Source organism: Comamonas koreensis, from assembly GCF_014076495.1.
In the GTDB taxonomy this organism is placed as follows: Bacteria; Pseudomonadota; Gammaproteobacteria; order Burkholderiales; family Burkholderiaceae_C; genus Comamonas; species Comamonas squillarum.
Genome location: NZ_CP043575.1, coordinates 2,164,281 through 2,180,596 on the forward strand (window position 1 = coordinate 2,164,281; position 16,316 = coordinate 2,180,596).

The following is a 16,316-nucleotide window of genomic DNA, read 5'->3' on the forward strand; positions in this document are numbered from 1 at the left end:
CTGCGGTCGATTTTTTTCGCTGGTGCATGTCCATTTTTGCTCGACCTGTCTATGAAAACCCGTTTTGTTCTGATCGAAACCAGCCACGCCGGCAATGTGGGCGCCGCCGCCCGCGCCATCAAGACCATGGGTTTCGATGACCTGGTACTGGTGCGCCCGCGCTGGAGCAATGTGCTGCGCAAGGAAGAAACCATCCAGCGCGCCAGCGGCGCACTGGATGTGCTGGCCAACTGCCGCATTGTGGCCACCGTGGAGGAAGCGCTCGATGGCATGAGCCACCTGTGCGCCACCGCGATGACCCCGCGTGACTTTGGCCCGCCCGCGCGCACGCCGCGCGAGCACTTTGCGCTGCTGCTGCAAGGTGCGCTGGCCGCCCAGGCCGGGCCGGATCGGCTGGATGAAGACACCACCCCCGCAGCCAGCGACGCCGCAGCCGCCAACCCCAGCGGCGAGAGTGGCGTGGCCTTTTTGTTTGGCTGCGAGCGCTATGGCATGGCCAATGAGGATGTGTACCGCTGCCATGTGGCGCTGTCGATTCCGACCAATCCGGATTTTGGCTCGCTCAACTTGGCCTCGGCCGTGCAGGTGGTGGCCTATGACTGGCGCCAGGCACTGGGCGGCTATGGCGTGAGCGATGTGGCGGCGCGGGGCGAGCGGGCCGATGCGCAGCAGGTGGCGGGCATGCTGGCGCACTGGCAGCAGGCGCTGGCCGAGATCGGCTTTCTGGACCTGGATGCGCCCAAGAAGCTGATGCCCCGGCTCAACCAGATGTTCAACCGCGCGCAACTGACCCAGGAGGAAATCCATATCCTCAGAGGTGTTGCCAAGGCCATGCTGCGCACGGCCGAGGCCACAAAACGCTAGACTGGCGGGCCCTCGAATACTTATATAACCATTGTTTCCATGCTTGACCGCCTGCGCTCCGATATTCAGTGCATCCTCGACCGCGATCCTGCTGCCCGCAGCCGTTGGGAGGTCATCACCTGTTATCCCGGTCTGCATGCGATCTGGATGCAGCGTCCTGCGCACTGGTGCTGGAGCCATGGATTCAAATGGACGGGCCGTTTCATCTCGCACATGGCCCGCTGGCTGACCGGCATCGAGATCCACCCCGGCGCGCAGATTGGCCGCAATGTCTTTATTGATCACGGCATGGGTGTCGTGATTGGCGAGACCGCGGTTGTCGGCGACGGCTGCACCATCTACCACGGCGTCACCCTGGGCGGCACCACGCTCTACAAGGGCGCCAAACGCCATCCCACCTTGGGCAAGAACGTGGTGGTGGCTGCGGGTGCCAAGGTGCTGGGCGGCTTTGAGGTGGGCGACGGCGCCAAGATCGGCAGCAATGCCGTGGTCATCAAGCCGGTGCCTGCGGGTGCCACCGCCGTGGGCATCCCCGCGCGCATCATTGCCTCGCGCCAAGGCGCCAGCGCCGATGTGACCGAGGCCCAGCCTGAGCAGAAGTTTGCCGCCTACGGCGTGACGCAGGAAGACGATCCTCTGTCCAAGGCCATGCGCGGCATCATCGACAGCGCGGCCGGCCATGAGCAGCAGATCACCATGCTCTGGGCTGCCATCGAGAAGCTGTCGCTGCAAAGCAAGCTGGGCGATTGCGTGCCTTGCGATGCGCAGCGAGAGACAGAATTTGAAGCCCAGAAGCTGAGCGACCTGGTCGGCAAGTAAGGCCCTGGCCTGTCTTGCTAATAAGCGGCTAGCCCAGCTTGCGCACCATGGCGGCGCTGGGCGCCAGCACCTGGCCATCGGCGGTTTGCGGCTGCATGCGCGCCACGGGTTTGCCGCTGGCTTTTTCCACCAAACTCGAATGCGCCTCGCCCGGCGCGAACAGCTGGTCCTCGCCCCATTGCCTGAGCGCCACCACCACCGGGAACAGGCCCAGGCCCTTGGCCGTCAGCGCATATTCCTGGTAGGCACTGCCGTCGGATGCGGGCTGCGTCTGCAGCACGCCCGCGTCCACCAACTTGCGCAAGCGGTCGCTCAGGATATTGCGCGCCATGCCCAGGTTGCGCTGCAAATCGCCAAAGCGCTGCACGCCGTCAAAGGCATCCCGCACGATCAAGAGCGACCAGCGGTCGCCAATGGTATCGAGCGCTCGCGCAACGGGGCAGGGCTCAGGCTGGGTCATGCGGTATCCTCCAAGTTTTCATTTGAGTTGCATTTTAAAACTGGAATGCCTAGAATTCATCTGGTTTTAAATTAAAACTAGATTGTGATGACTCGATGACTTCCTCTTCCTGTGTTGATACCCCGGGCCGGCAGGTCCAGCATCCTGTCGTGCCATCAGGCCTGGTGGGGCTGTTCGCCGTGGCCGCTGGTGCCAGCGTGGCCAATGTGTACTACGCCCAGCCGCTGCTCGATGCGGTGGCGCTGGACCTGGGCATACCGCTGGCTGCGGTCGGTGGCGTGATCACCGCCACGCAGCTGGGATCGGCCCTCGCCTTGCTGCTGCTGGTGCCCTTGGGCGACCGGGTCAACCGGCGCCCCTTGATGGCCTGGCAATTGCTGGCCCTGGTGCTGGCGTTGCTGGCCGTAGCCTGGGCGCCTTCTGCGCCGCTGTTGATGGGGGCGATGCTGGCGGTGGGCTTGCTGGGCACCGCGATGACCCAGGGCCTGATCGCCTACGCCGCCAGTGCAGCGCCGCCCGATGCCCAGGGCCGGGTGGTGGGGGGCGCGCAAAGCGGAGTTTTTATCGGCCTGCTGCTGGCGCGGGTACTGGCCGGGGCCGTGGGCGATGCCTGGGGCTGGCGCAGCGTCTATATGGCATCGGCGGCGCTGATGCTGGCGATGGCGCTGCCACTGTGGTGGTGGTTGCCAGTGCTGGCGCATCGGCCATCCACCCTGGGCTATAGACAACTGGTGGCGTCGATGGGCAGCCTGCTGCGGCGCGACCGGGTCCTGCAGGTGCGCGGGGTGCTGGCCTTGCTGATGTTTGCCGCGTTCAGCATTTTCTGGAGCAGCCTGGTGCTGCCGCTGCGCGCAGCGCCTTTTGGTTTTTCGCACACTGCCATTGGCCTGTTTGGCCTGGTAGGTGCCGCCGGCGCGTTGGCAGCGACGCTAGCAGGGCGCTGGGTGGACAGGGGCCAGGCGCAGCGCGCATCAATGTGGGCCTTGCTGGCCTTGCTGCTGGCCTGGCTGCCCTTGGCCGGTTTGGGCGGGCTGCCCGATCCGCGCTGGGCGATCACAGCCTTGGTGTTGGGCATTGTGCTACTGGATCTGGGGGGCCAGGCCTTGCATGTCAGCAACCAGGGCCTGATCTTTGCGCGCAGCAGCGATGCGCACAGCCGCGTGGTCGCCGTCTACATGCTGTTCTATGCAGTAGGCAGCGGCCTGGGCGCCATCAGCGCCACCAGCGTCTATGCCTATGCGGGGTGGCTCGGCGTGTGTGCGCTGGGTGCGGTGGTCAGCGGCAGCGCGCTGCTGTTTTGGCGGGCGACCTGCGACTGGATGCGTGCGGATCCTGCGAACGCCGCTGCGAACGCTTAGGCCGCTGCAGGTTGTGCCTGGCCCAAGGCGGCCAGCACCGCAGGTGCAATGCGCCGGTGCATCGGCGCCACCGGCAGCATATACAAGTGGCCGAGCAGGTTGTGGACATGCACCACCGTCGTGATGGTGATGGCGACCTGGTCCTGGCGGCCCGCCACAGGCGCGCGGTGGACGCTGAGCACCACGTTCAAATGCTTGTCGCTGTCGCCGATCAGTGCTTCACCTGCGCTGTTCTCTAACACCGTAAAAACGCCCACGCGCTCGCCAGGCTGGTAGGCGCTGGCGGGCCGCTGCGGGTCGATCTGGGAGAGGGTGCCCAGGTTCTTGAGCCCTACCAGCTGTCCAACCCGGTTGCGGGCCTGCATGCACCACTCAATCCAGCGCGGCGTGCGCGCGACTGCGGCCAGAAAATAGGCCAGCGCCGGCTCGCCGGTCTGCGCGGTGTGGATGCACCAGGCATCCTGAAAATGCGCGCCGGCTAGGCGCTCGGCGATGCGGCTGCCCGCAGGCGGCCGTGTTTCTTGCGGTTGGGTGGGCATGGTGTGGGCCCGCGTTTAGGCGCCAGCAGCGGCGAGCCGGGCGCTGGCGGCGCGCAGCCATTGGTCCAGCGCACCCGGCGCATCGCAGGCAATCGCTTGGCGGGCGGGCATGCTGCGCAGCCAGGTGATCTGGCGCTTGGCCAGCTGGCGCGTGGCGGCAATGCCTTGCTCGCGCATCTCGGCCCACAATGCGGGCGGCACGTCGCGCTCGGTGTGCACGGCAATGCCTCGCTCTGCGCAGCGGTCGAGCATCTCCCACATCTGGCGGTAGCCCACGCAGCGCATCGATGGCAGATTCAGCTGCAGATCGCCGCGCGCGCGCAGCTGCTGCACCTCGGCCAAGAATCCCTGGGCCAGCATCTGGTCGTAGCGCAGCGCAATGCGCGCATGCAGCCAGGCGCGGTCGCTGGGCTCCAAACTGAAGAGCTGAAAACCCGGTGCCAGCTGCAGCAGTGGCGACGGCCGCTTTTGCTGCGCATGGAAGTGCGACAGCGGCTGGCCGCTGATGCGCCAGACCTCCAGCGCGCGCTGCACCCGCTGGCTGTCGCCCGGCGCGAGGCGCTGCGCGGTCACCGGGTCAACCTGCGCCAGCAGCCCATGCATATGGGGCCAGCCATGGAGGGCGGCTTCGGCATCAAGCTGGGCGCGAACTGCCGGGTCGGCGGCGGGCATATCGTCCATGCCATCCATCAGCGCCTTGAAGTACAGCATGGTGCCGCCCACCAGCAAGCTGATGCCGCCCCTCGCATGGATTTGCGCGACCAGCGCCAGCGCATCGCGCACAAACTCGGCCGCGCTGTAGGCGTCCAGCGGGTCGCGGATATCGAGCAGGTGGTGGGCAATGCCGGCCTGCTCCTGCACGCTGGGCTTGGCCGAGCCAATGTCCATGCCCCGGTAGATGAGGGCCGAGTCCACGCTGATGATCTCGACGGGCCGCGCCGCGCCCAGTTGCTGCGCCAGCGCAATGGCAGCGCCGGTCTTGCCGGAGGCGGTGGGGCCTGCCAGGCCCAGGCAGAGAGGAGAGCTTGCAGCGGATGGCACGGTAAAGAAGCGGTGAGCTGGCCACGCAGGGACCCTATGCAGGCATGGGGGCTGGCGCAGACAGCTATCAATACAGGAGTGATGTCTGGCCGCCAGTGTAGGGCCAAAGCGAAGCCAACTGGCTGGGCGGGAGTTTTCGATGCAGGCCTGACGCTGGTTCTACAGAGTGGCGAGGTAAATGGGTTGGCGCGCGTGGCGCCTTGCCTCTTCTTCGCTGGCCGGCTCGCCCGGGCCCACGCACACCACCAGCAGCATGCCGGGCAGGTCGATATCGGCGTACAGCGCGCGGCGCAGCTCGCTGCGTTGCTCTTCATGGAGGCGAGGGGCCTGCACCAGCAGCAGATGGATGCGCAGCTCGGGCATGCTTGATTCTGGTTTGCTGAGCAGCCAGGCTTGGCTGATCGGCTTGAACAGGGCCAGCTCGCCGCGCAGATCGGCCAGCTCGAAGGCGCTCAGATCGTTCACGCGGGTGCCCTGGAACACAGGGGCCTGCTGCAAGCGGTCAAAAAATTCCTGCTGTTGCTGTTCGGCCTCGCGGGCGCGGTCACGCCACAGGCGCATGGCGGCAGCGTCGTAGCTGCTTTGCTTGGCCTGGGCCTCCAGCATGCCCACCATCGCCCGCGTGGCATAGGGACGGTAGCTCGGGGCGGTCTGCCACAGCGCCTCCAGGCATTTTTGCTGCAAGGCGGTATCGCTGGTGGGCAGGCAGGCGGACAGTCCGGCCAGCGCGCCGGGGTGCTGCGCATCACGGGCCAGCACCTGCTCGTAGAGCTGGCGCACGGGGGCCTGGCGGTCGATCTTGCGCTCAATGCGCGCGCGCTCGATCAGCTCTGCATTGCTGGAGTGGGCCGCATTGGCACGCAGCTGCTGGGCATGCTGCTGCCAGCGCGCCATGCGTGCATGGTGCTGCTTCCAGGTGCTGGCGTTGTCCTTGCACCAGCGGGCGTCGAACTGCTGCATCCATTCCGCAGCCTTGGGGCCCAGCAGGCTCACAGCGCCTTTGGTGGACCAGCTGGGCAGGCCAGGGCGCTCGCCACTGATGGCCTCCACGCGGTCGCGCAAGGCGGGATGGGTGTCGTCCACATCGCTGATCCGCGCGAGCGCCTGGCGCAGGGCCTGTTGCGCAAATGCCGGCTCGGGCTTGAGGCGCAGCAGGGCCTGCATGGCACTGAACGGCCCCTGGGGCAGCGGGTGCTGGGCTGCGCTGCGCCAGTGCTGGCCCCAGAAGGCATCGCTCAGCCAGGCGGCCTTGATCTCCAGCTCGGTCAGTGTGGCAGCCGCCACGTCGGCCCCCAGCAGCTGGGCGGCGATGCGGTCGGCCTCGTACTCGTCCTGCCGGGCCATCGCAAAGGTCTTGGCGGCAAAGCGCGGAAAGTACCAGTTCAGGAACGAGCGGGTGGCTGCGGCCATCGGGCCGTCATCTTCGCGCATGCTGTAGTAAAGCTTGAGCCAGGCGCGCCGCGAGCGGTACACCCAGGCACTGAGGCGATTATGGTTCTCGCGTAGATGGCCGTATTCATGGGCCAGCACGGCCATCACCCTGGCCTTGTCGAGCGCCATCAGCAGCGGCAGGCCAATTATCAGGTAGTTGACCGAGACGCCCAGCATGCCAAAGCGGGGCCGCTGCCAGATGGCGGCATTGAAGTCATCTTGCAGGTAGACGGCATCGATGGCCGGGCCCTTGACCTTGCGGCGTATGCGATCGAGCGCCTTGAACAGCTCCGGAGCCTCGGCCTCGGTAATGGCAATGCCTTCGGGCTCGTCGGCCGGGCCCGTCCACAGCGCTTTGAAGCTGGTCCACAGCAGGCCCAGCGCAAACACCAGCGCCAGCACATAGCCGCCGCGAAACTGGCCGCGCACTGCCTGGGCCACGACAAAGCCGAGGACGCCCAGACTGAGCACCAGGCAGCCCACCACCCAGAGGTAGCCCAGCAGCGCAAACCGGATGACACTGCGCCGGTAGGCGGCGCTGTCGTTGGCGCTTTCTATTTCGCTCTCGCGCACCAGATGGATAAAGTCCGCTTGCTCCATGGCCCGCCCCTCATACCTTGTCGTTGTGGTTGTCGTTGTGATGTTCTGGCGCGCAGCAAAAAGCCCCCAGCGCGCTGAACGATGGGGGCATTGTGCAGTGGGTGCTGACCGGGCGCTATGCCCGGGCGTTTTTACAACACGCCTTGGGCCAGCATGGCGTCGGCCACCTTCACAAAGCCGGCGATATTGGCGCCGTCGATATAGCTCATGGTGCCGTCGTCGCGCTGGCCGTACTTGACGCAAGCCGAGTGGATGCCTTCCATGATTTCAAAGAGGCGCTGGTCGACTTCGGCAGCGGGCCAGCTCAGGCGCAGCGCGTTCTGGCTCATCTCCAGGCCGGAGGTGGCGACGCCGCCGGCGTTCGATGCCTTGCCGGGCGCGTAGAGCACGCCGGCCTTTTCAAAGGCCTTGGCCGCTTCGATGGTGCAAGGCATGTTGGCGCCTTCGGCCACGCACAGCACGCCGTTCTTGATCAGGGTCTGGGCGTCGGCCAGTTCCAGCTCGTTCTGGGTGGCGCAGGGCAGGGCCACGTCGGCCTTGATGAACCAGGGGGTTTTGCCTTCGTAGTACTCCACGCCCGGCACTTGCTTGGCGTAGTCGCTCACGCGGCCGTACTGCTTGTTCTTGATGTCCATCAGCTTGACCAGCTTGTCACCGTCAAAACCGGCCGCGTCGTAGATGGTGCCCGAGGAGTCAGAAGCCGAGACCACCTTGGCGCCCAGTGCCATGGCCTTGTCGATGGCGAACTGCGCCACATTGCCCGAGCCCGAAACCGAGACCGTCAGGCCTTCGAAGCTCTTGCCACGGGTCTTGAGCATTTCCTGCGCAAAGTAGACGGTGCCAAAGCCGGTGGCTTCGGGGCGGATCAGCGAGCCGCCAAAGGCCAGGCCCTTGCCGGTGAACACGCAGTCGGCGCGGTTGGCCAGCTTTTTATACATGCCGGCCATGAAGGCCACTTCACGGCCGCCCACGCCGATATCGCCGGCGGGCACGTCAGTGTCCGAGCCCACATGGCGGAACAGTTCGCTGATGAAGGCCTGGCAGAAGCGCATCACTTCGGCATCGCTCTTGCCCTTGGGGTCGAAGTCCGAGCCGCCCTTGCCGCCGCCCATGGGCAGCGTGGTCAGCGCGTTCTTGAATGTCTGCTCAAACGCCAGGAACTTGAGCACCGACAGGTTGACCGAGGGGTGAAAGCGCAGGCCGCCCTTGTAGGGGCCGATGGCCATGCTGTGCTGGATGCGGTAGCCACGGTTGACCTGCACCACGCCCTGGTCGTCCACCCAGCTGACGCGAAAACTCACCACGCGCTCGGGCTCGACCAGGCGTTCGAGCAGGCTGTGCTGGGCGTAGCGGGGGTTCTTCTCGATGAAGGGCCACAGGCTTTCCATGACTTCGGTCACGGCCTGCAAGAACTCGGGCTGGCCGGGGTTGCGCTGTTCGACGTAAGCGAGAAACTGGGCCAGGGATTGGTGTTGCATGGACAAACTTTCAAGGTCTAAAGCCGGCTTGCACTGATTTTGTGCGAGGGCCGAAGTGTGCACAGCGATGGTGCGCCATCGCGCCGAAAACCGACATTATGCCGAATCCGCATGCATTAATGCATAAAACCCACATGGGATGACCCTGAACAATCAGCGGGTCGCACTGGTTTGGTGCTTTTTGAGGGCGCGAGCGGCTTTACGGGCCGGCTGCCATGCCCTGAAATGGGGCTGTGCGGGGGGCTGGCTGTCACCCCGGGCGCTGCAGTGCCACAAATCTGTGTGCCGATTGTGGTCTTTGCCTTTTCAACAATTGCCTAGGCAATGAATGATTGGATAATCATTGCCTTGTAAACCATTTCAGAAAGGGCCTGCGGCATGACCGATTCGCACCAGGAAAAACCCGCGTCTGCTGGCGAGGACCAAGAAGCGCTGGCGGGCGGCTTTCCCGAGATTGAAGCCATCCGGCCGGTGGATTTCCCCTGCTGGCTGATGCGCATCATCTCCACTGTGGTGCGTGCCGAGGTGGACCGCCGCATGGAGCCGCTGGGCCTGACGCAGGCGCAGTGGATTCCTGTGCTGCACCTGGCCAGCGGCAAGGCCCATACGGCGGCCGACTTGGCGCGCCGCACCTTGCAGACCCCGGGCGCGATGACGCGGCTCATCGACCGCCTGGTCGACAAGGGCATCATCGAGCGCGAACGCTCCACCGACGACCGCCGCGTGGTCAGCCTGTGCCTGACCGAGGAGGGGCTGGCTGCTGCAAGGCAGGTGCCCGATATCGTCAAAGGCGTCAACAGCGCCGCGCTCAGCCCCTTGTCACCCGATGAATTGACCCAGTTCCACGGTTACCTGCGCCGCATCTATGAGGCCATGCCCAACACCTTGTCGGTGGACATGTGCCTGCCCCCCGATGGCTGCGCCGGTGACGCCACCGACAACTCCGACAACACAGCACAGCAGCCCGGCAAGGAGAGGGCAGTATGACCAGCAGTTTTTCATTTGTGGGCGCCGACCGCCGGCTGGCCCTGTCAGCCATTGCGCTGGCGGCCAGCACGTTCATCGCCGGATGCGCCGATATGCGCGGCATCGATACCCATGCCCAGATGCGCTCGCCGCAGTCCGTCGGCTTGCTCACTGAGCCTTCAGCGGCAGACCAAGCCGCGACCGTGGCCCCGGTCGATGCGCAGTGGTGGAAGGCGCTGGGCGATGCGCAGCTCAATGCGCTGATCGATACCGCCTTGGCCGACAGCCCCAACCTGCAATCGGCGCAGGCGCGCATCCGCAAGGCCTGGTCGCTGGCGCAGGTCAGTGAGTCAGCAATGGGCCCGCAGGTCAATGGTCAGGCCAGTGCCGCGCGCAACCATGCGCCGGCCAATGGCATGATTCCGCCGCCCCTGGCGGGCAACAACTACAGCACGGCAGAGGCGCGTATCAATGGCAGCTGGTCGCTGGACCTGTTTGGCAAGCACCGCGCTGCGCTCGATGCCGCCGTGGGCTCGGCCCGCGCGGCCCAGGCCGACATGGACGCCGCCCGCGTGCTGCTGACCAGCTCCATGGTGCAGGCCTATGTGCAGCTGTCACGTCTGCAGGCGCAGGAAGAGGTGGCCATGCGCGCCATCGACCAGCGTGCCCACACCTTGCAGCTGGTGCGTGACCGCTATGACGCAGGCCTGGAGACCACGTTGGAAGTGCGCCAAAGCGAGAGCGGCGTGCCGCAAGCCAAGGTGCAGCTGCTGCAAGTGCGTGAGCAAAAGCAGCTGGCACAAAACGCGTTGGCCGCGCTGATGGGCCAGCCCGCACGCGCCCAGGAATTGGTCGCATCGCCTATCACACAACTGAGCCTGCCGCGTTTTCCGTCGCAGCTGTCATCCAACCTGCTGGGGCGCCGTGCCGATATTGTGGCCGCGCGCTGGCGCGTGGAAGCGGCCGAGCAGGGCATTCGCCAGGCCAAGGCCGAGTTCTATCCCGATATCAATCTGACCGCGTTCCTGGGGCTGTCGAGCATTGGCTTTAACAACTTTGCCAAGGGCAGCGCGCGTGAATGGGGCGTGGGCCCGGCGCTGAGCCTGCCGATCTTTGATTCGGGCCGGCTGCGTGCCAACCTGAGCGGCACATCGGCCGACTACGAGCTTGCCGTGCAGGCCTACAACCAGGCGGTGATCACGGCGGTACACGATGTGGCCGACCAGGTCGCCAGCGTGCGCGCCGCGCAGGCCCAACTGCCCGAGCAGCGCCGCGCTGCCGATGCCGCGCAAAGCGCGCTCGATATTGCCAACCAGCGCTATGCCGCAGGGCTTGGCACCTATTTGAATGTGCTGTCGGCCGAGACCAATGTGCTCACCCAGCGCCAGCAGATGGTGGATGTCGAGGCCCGCATTCTGTCGACCAATGCCGCGCTGGCCCAAGCTTTGGGTGGGGGCTACCAGCAGCAGACCCAGAGCAGCAGCAACAGCGACAGCAATGCCGAATTGGACGGCAACTTCCCCACCCAGACCAACGCCCCGATGGACAGCGCCAAGAGCTGACCTGCCCACCTCGCGTGCAACACACATAAGCAAGACCTTGAAGGCGACGCCTCTCGTCACATAACTCGCTACGCAATACCATGTCGAACAACAACACCTCCGCTTCTCCCTCCGCCGCGCCCGCTGCCCCTGAGGCACCGGCAGCCCAGCCGCGCAAAAAATGGCTGCTGCGCCTGACGGGCATCGTCATCGTGCTGGGCGCCGCCTACGGCATCTATGACTGGATGGTCAACAGCCACTTCGAAGAAACCGACAACGCCTATGTGCAGGGCAATCTGGTGCAGATCGCGCCGCAGACCGCCGGCACGGTGCAGTCCATCCTGGCCGATGACACCGACTATGTGAAGGAAGGCCAGCCGCTGGTGCGCCTGGACCCTGCTGATGCCAAGGTGGCCTTCGAGCAGGCCAAGGCCAACCTGGCCCAGGCGGTGCGCCAGGTGCGCACCCTGTATGTGAACAATGGCTCCTACACTGCGCAGATCGCGCAGCGCCAGGCCGAGGTGGCCAAGGCCAAGAACGACCTGGTGCGCGCGCAAAGCGACCTCAAGCGCCGCCAGGCTCTGACGGGCAATGGCGCCGTATCGAAGGAAGAGCTGAGCCATGCGCAAAGCCAGGTCGATGCCGCCCAGGCAGCGGTCAATGCGTCGCAGGCCGCCGTCAACACGGCGCGCGAGCAACTGGCCAGCAACCAGTCGCTGACCGAAGGCATCAGCGTGAACGACCACCCCAACGTGCTGACCGCTGCGGCCAAGGTGCGTGAGGCCTATCTGGCGATGCAGCGCAATGAGCTGGTCTCGCCCGTCTCGGGCGTTGTGGGTAAGCGCTCGGTGCAGGTGGGCCAGCGCGTGGCTCCCGGTACGCCGCTGATGACCGTGGTGCCGATGAACCAGCTCTGGGTGGAGGCCAACTTCAAGGAAAACCAGCTGCGCAACCTGCGCCTGGGCCAGCCCGTCAAGATGACGGCCGATCTCTACGGCAAGAAGGTCGAGTACAGCGGCACGGTTGAAGGCCTGGGGGTGGGCACCGGCTCGGCCTTCTCGCTGCTGCCCGCGCAAAACGCGACGGGCAACTGGATCAAGGTCGTGCAGCGCGTGCCGGTGCGCATTGCGCTCGATGCCAAGCAGGTGCAGGAGCACCCGCTGCGCGTGGGCCTGTCGATGCTGGTCGATGTGGACATCCAGAACCAGGACGGCAAGCTGCTGGCCGATGTGCCGCGCAAGGAGCCCCTGGTGCAGACCAATGTCTATGAGGTGCAGGACGAAGGCGCCGATGCGGTGATTGCGCAGGTCATCGCCAGCAACGCCGGCAAGAAGCTGTAATTTTTGACCAGGGGCCGCCCAGAGGGTGGCCCAAGGATGCGTTATGGCAACTTCCAATCCCTCGCTACCCCACCCGCCGCTCGAAGGCTCGGCGCGCCTCATCGGCACCCTGGCGCTCTCAGCTGCGGTGTTCATGAATGTGCTGGACACGTCGATCGCGAACGTGTCGCTGCCGGCCATTGCCGGTGACCTGGGCGTCAGCGCCAACCAGGGCACCTGGGTGATCACCAGCTTTGCCGTGGCCAATGCGATCTCGGTGCCGCTGACCGGCTGGCTGTCGATGCGCTTTGGCCAGGTGCGCTTGTTCATGCTCAGCGTGACCTTGTTCGTGATCTCGTCCTGGCTCTGCGGCCTGGCCCCAAACATGACGACCTTGATCGCGTTCCGCATCTTGCAGGGCTTTGTCGCCGGGCCGATGATTCCGCTGTCGCAGTCGCTGCTGCTGGCCAGTTACCCGCGCGCGATGGCGGGCACGGCCATGGCCTTCTGGTCGATGACGACCCTCATCGCGCCGGTGATGGGGCCGCTGCTGGGCGGCTGGATCACCGACAACATGTCCTGGCCCTGGATCTTCTACATCAATGTGCCGGTCGGCATGCTGTCCGTGGGCGCCACCTGGGCGATCTTCCGCAACCGGGATTCGGTCCGCAAGGCCTTGCCGATCGATGCGATCGGTCTGGGGCTGCTGGTGGTCTGGGTCTCGGCGATGCAGATCATGCTCGATATCGGCAAGGAGCACGACTGGTTCCAGTCGCCGATGGTGGTCGCCTGTGCGGTGATTGCGGTCGTTGGCCTCTTGTACTTCCTGATCTGGGAGCTGGGCGACAAGCACCCGGTGGTGGACCTGCGCCTGTTCAAGAACCGCAATTTCTGGGCGGGCACCCTGGCCATCTCGGTGGGCTATGGCCTGTTCTTCGGCAATGTGGTGCTGCTGCCTTTGTGGCTGCAGCAGTTCATGGGCTACACCGCCACCGATGCGGGCCTGGTGCTGGCGCCGGTGGGCTTGCTGGCGCTGGTGCTCTCACCGGTGGTGGGCAAGACCATCCACAAGGTCGATCCCCGGCGCTATGCGACGGCCTCGTTCATCGTCTTCGGTCTGGTGATGTGGATGCGTTCGCGCTTCAACACCCAGGTGGACCTGACGACCATCATGATCCCGACCATCGTGCAGGGTGCGGCCATGGCAGGCTTTTTCATCCCGCTGATGACCATCACCTTGAGCGATATCCCGCCCGAGAAAATGCCCAGTGCATCGGGCCTGTCGAACTTTGTGCGGATCACTGCCGGTGCCGTCGGTACCTCGGTCGCCACCACCCTTTGGGAGCGCCGCGCCACCTTGCACCATGCGCAACTGGTCGAGCACATCAGCCTGGGCGATGGCCCCACCGCGCAAGTGGTGCAAGGCCTGCAGGCCAGCGGGCTTACGCTGCAGCAGGCGCTCGCCCGGGTCGACCAGCTGGTCAACCAGCAGGCCTTTATGCTGGCGGCCAATGATATTTTCTGGGCCTCGTCGATGCTGTTCCTGCTGCTGATCCCGCTGGTCTGGCTGGCCAAGGGCCCCAAGAAGGGCCAGGGCGGCGGCGGATCGGAGGCAGCATCGGCTGCGCACTGATCCAGCACTGCACACGGCTGCATACATGGAAAAAGGAAGCCTCGGCTTCCTTTTTTCGGTCTGGGCGCTGGGGCGCGGTTTAGCGGCCGCGCAAGAACAGCGCGTCCAGCTCCTTCATGCTCAGCTGGCGCCAGGTGGGCCGGCCATGGTTGCACTGGTCCGAGCGCTCGGTGTGCTCCATATCGCGCAGCAGCGCATTCATCTCGTCGATGGTGAGTTGCCGGTTGGCGCGCACGGCGCCGTGGCAGGCCATCGTCCCCAGGATCTCGTTGCGGGCGCGCTGCACGACGGTGCTGGCATCGTGCTGGGCCAGCTCAGCGAGCACGCTGCGCGCCAGCTCTACCGGGTTGCCCTGGGCCAAGGTGGTGGGTGTGGCGCGCACGGCCAGGGTCTTGGGCGAGAAGGGCACGACCTCTAGCCCCAGCTGGGCCAGGGTCTCGCTGTGGTCTTCGGCGGTGGCCACTTCTTCGGGTGTGGCCGAGAAGGTCGCGGGAATCAGCAGCGGCTGGCTGGCAATGGCGCTGTTGGCATCGCCGTCATCGAGCTGGCTTTTGAGGCGCTCGTAGACGATGCGCTCATGGGCGGCATGCATATCGACAATGACCATGCCCTGGGCGTTTTCTGCGAGGATATAGACCCCATGGATTTGCGCCACGGCGCGGCCCAGCGGCCAGGGGTTGTCGGCAGATTCCGGAGGCAGGGTGGGCACCAGCGGCGCGCCGGCGGCCATCGCGCCGGCAGCGGGTTGCGGGTTCCAGCGCGGGCTCGCTTCCTGCACCTGCCAGGGCGTGGCATCGATGCTGGTCGCTGTGTTGCTGGACATGCCTGCCAGCGCTGCATCCGGCGTTGCAGCGCCCCCGCCCTGGCCCCAGAGCGCAGCCGTTTGCTGCAGCGCCTGCAGGCCGTTGACGCGGGGCGGGGCCTCAAAGCGCATCGCAGTCTGTGCCTGGGGGGCTGGCGCATAGGCCTGGCCGGGCAAGGCGGTGGGCTGGCCCGCAGCGGCGGCTGTGGGTGCGGCGGCCGCTGCATCCAGCAACTGCTGGGAACGCGGGGCGGCCAGCGCGTTCTCCACGCCATGCAGCACCGCCTGGTGCACCTCGCGGCTATCGCGAAAGCGCACCTCGATCTTGGTCGGGTGCACATTCACATCGACGCGCATCGGATCGAGGCTGATATAGAGCGCATAGACCGGCTGGCGGTGGCCGTGCAGCACATCTTCATAAGCGGCGCGGGCCGCATGGGTGAGCACCTTGTCGCGCACAAAGCGGCCGTTGACATAGCAGAACTGCTGGTCGGCACGCGAGCGAGCGGCATCGGGCAGACCCGCGCGGCCGCGCACCTGCACATGGCCAGCCTGGTAGTTCACAACAATCGATTGCTCGAGAAAATCGGGGCCCAGCACATCGGCCAGGCGCTTGTCCATCGCGCGCTGCTCCAGCTGCTGCCAGGCAGCGTCGTCGGGCTGGTCTTGATCGTTGCGGGGCGGCAGCGTGGCGCGCCATTGTTCCACCAGCTTGCCCTCATGCCAGATCGCAAAGCCCACGCCCGGGCGGGTGAGCGCATGGCGGCGCACGGCCTCGACGCAATGGGCGAGCTCGGTGGCATCGGTTTTCAGGAACTTGCGCCGCGCAGGCGTGCTGAAAAACAGCTCCTTGACCTCCATCGTCGTGCCGGGGTTGCGGGCGGCCGGGCGCAGCTCGCCACTGCGGGCATCGAGCAGGTAGGCGGACTCTTGCTGGGCGGGGCGCGAGAGCACGCTCATCTCCGACACCGAGGCAATGGCTGCCAGCGCCTCGCCTCGGAACCCCATGGTCGCCACCGACTCCAGGTCATGCAGGTTGCGGATCTTGCTGGTCGCGTGGCGGCGCAGCGCAATGGGCAGCTCTTCGCGCGGAATGCCGCAGCCGTCGTCTTCGACGGTGATCAGCCGCACGCCACCGGCGAGCAGGCGCACGGTGATGCTGGTGGCGCCCGCATCGAGCGCATTGTCGACCAGCTCGCGTACGACGGAAGCGGGGCGCTCGACCACCTCGCCGGCCGCAATCTGGCTGACCAGCTCATCGGGCAGATCCTGGATGGGTCGGCGCGCGGGCGCCGCGCTGCTGCCACTGTCGGCTGCAGGCGTCAGGGCGTCCTTGGGGGCGTCTGCCGGGTCAAGGGTGGCGGGTGCGGTATCAGCGGTCATGCAGGGATTTTAGGCAAAGCCGCCTGGCATTCGGGGTAAAGTGTGCAATCGCCACTTTGGGCTCTGGGGCTGTGCCTCTGAG

General features: G+C 65.7%; 13 protein-coding genes. 7 read left to right on the top strand and 6 right to left on the bottom strand.

Going from position 1 to position 16,316, the window contains the following annotated elements; genetic code table 11:
* Nucleotides 1-51: 51 nt before the first annotated feature.
* Together F0Q04_RS09665 and cysE are read left to right on the top strand one after the other, a co-directional pair.
* Nucleotides 52-864, top strand: a complete 813-nt coding sequence (locus F0Q04_RS09665) for an RNA methyltransferase (RefSeq protein ID WP_182345280.1) — start codon at nt 52-54, stop codon at nt 862-864.
* 39 nt (nt 865-903) lie between these two features.
* Nucleotides 904-1,683 (top strand): serine O-acetyltransferase, encoded by a 780-nt coding sequence (gene cysE, locus F0Q04_RS09670; protein ID WP_116924970.1) that lies wholly within the window; start codon nt 904-906, stop codon nt 1,681-1,683.
* 28 nt (nt 1,684-1,711) lie between these two features.
* Here cysE and F0Q04_RS09675 read toward each other — a convergent pair whose 3' ends face one another.
* The gene (locus F0Q04_RS09675; RefSeq protein WP_116924971.1) at nt 1,712-2,143 is read right to left on the bottom strand and encodes a winged helix-turn-helix transcriptional regulator; all 432 of its coding nucleotides are present in this window, start codon (nt 2,141-2,143) and stop codon (nt 1,712-1,714) included.
* Nucleotides 2,144-2,238: 95 nt separating this feature from the next.
* Here F0Q04_RS09675 and F0Q04_RS09680 point away from each other — a divergent pair, with 95 nt between their 5' ends.
* A complete protein-coding gene (locus F0Q04_RS09680; RefSeq protein ID WP_182345281.1) occupies nt 2,239-3,501 on the top strand; it encodes an MFS transporter in 1,263 nt (420 codons plus the stop codon).
* Here the strand turns inward: F0Q04_RS09680 and F0Q04_RS09685 are convergent.
* From F0Q04_RS09685 to gdhA, 4 genes are all read right to left on the bottom strand, one after another.
* The gene (locus tag F0Q04_RS09685) at nt 3,498-4,040 is read right to left on the bottom strand and encodes a DUF2867 domain-containing protein (protein WP_116924973.1); all 543 of its coding nucleotides are present in this window, start codon (nt 4,038-4,040) and stop codon (nt 3,498-3,500) included. The two genes, F0Q04_RS09680 and F0Q04_RS09685, sit on opposite strands and share 4 nt — an antisense overlap.
* Before the next feature lie 15 nt (nt 4,041-4,055).
* Nucleotides 4,056-5,081, bottom strand: coding sequence for a tRNA (adenosine(37)-N6)-dimethylallyltransferase MiaA (gene miaA / locus F0Q04_RS09690; RefSeq protein WP_182345282.1), 1,026 nt, complete (start codon nt 5,079-5,081; stop codon nt 4,056-4,058).
* Nucleotides 5,082-5,240: 159 nt separating this feature from the next.
* On the bottom strand, nt 5,241-7,112 hold the full coding sequence (locus F0Q04_RS09695; RefSeq protein ID WP_182345283.1) for a M48 family metallopeptidase: 1,872 nt from the start codon (nt 7,110-7,112) through the stop codon (nt 5,241-5,243).
* 131 nt (nt 7,113-7,243) lie between these two features.
* Entirely contained in the window at nt 7,244-8,590 is a 1,347-nt protein-coding gene (gene gdhA, locus F0Q04_RS09700) for an NADP-specific glutamate dehydrogenase (RefSeq protein ID WP_182345284.1), read from the bottom strand.
* Between the two features lie 378 nt (nt 8,591-8,968).
* Here gdhA and F0Q04_RS09705 point away from each other — a divergent pair, with 378 nt between their 5' ends.
* The 4 genes from F0Q04_RS09705 (at nt 8,969) to F0Q04_RS09720 (ending at nt 14,049) form a co-directional block, all read left to right on the top strand.
* Entirely contained in the window at nt 8,969-9,577 is a 609-nt protein-coding gene (locus F0Q04_RS09705) for a MarR family winged helix-turn-helix transcriptional regulator (protein WP_182345285.1), read from the top strand.
* A complete protein-coding gene (locus F0Q04_RS09710) occupies nt 9,574-11,118 on the top strand; it encodes an efflux transporter outer membrane subunit (protein WP_182345286.1) in 1,545 nt (514 codons plus the stop codon). Before F0Q04_RS09705 ends, F0Q04_RS09710 begins: the two co-directional genes overlap by 4 nt.
* Nucleotides 11,119-11,198: 80 nt before the next feature.
* The gene (locus F0Q04_RS09715; RefSeq protein ID WP_116924979.1) at nt 11,199-12,437 is read left to right on the top strand and encodes an HlyD family efflux transporter periplasmic adaptor subunit; all 1,239 of its coding nucleotides are present in this window, start codon (nt 11,199-11,201) and stop codon (nt 12,435-12,437) included.
* A gap of 43 nt (nt 12,438-12,480) precedes the next feature.
* Complete coding sequence (locus tag F0Q04_RS09720) at nt 12,481-14,049, top strand: DHA2 family efflux MFS transporter permease subunit (RefSeq protein ID WP_021027661.1); 1,569 nt, start codon at nt 12,481-12,483, stop codon at nt 14,047-14,049.
* A 79-nt stretch (nt 14,050-14,128) separates the two neighbouring features.
* On the opposite strand, the gene mutL is transcribed toward F0Q04_RS09720, so the two are convergent.
* Nucleotides 14,129-16,234, bottom strand: a complete 2,106-nt coding sequence (gene mutL / locus F0Q04_RS09725; RefSeq protein ID WP_182345287.1) for a DNA mismatch repair endonuclease MutL — start codon at nt 16,232-16,234, stop codon at nt 14,129-14,131.
* Nucleotides 16,235-16,316 lie beyond the last annotated feature (82 nt).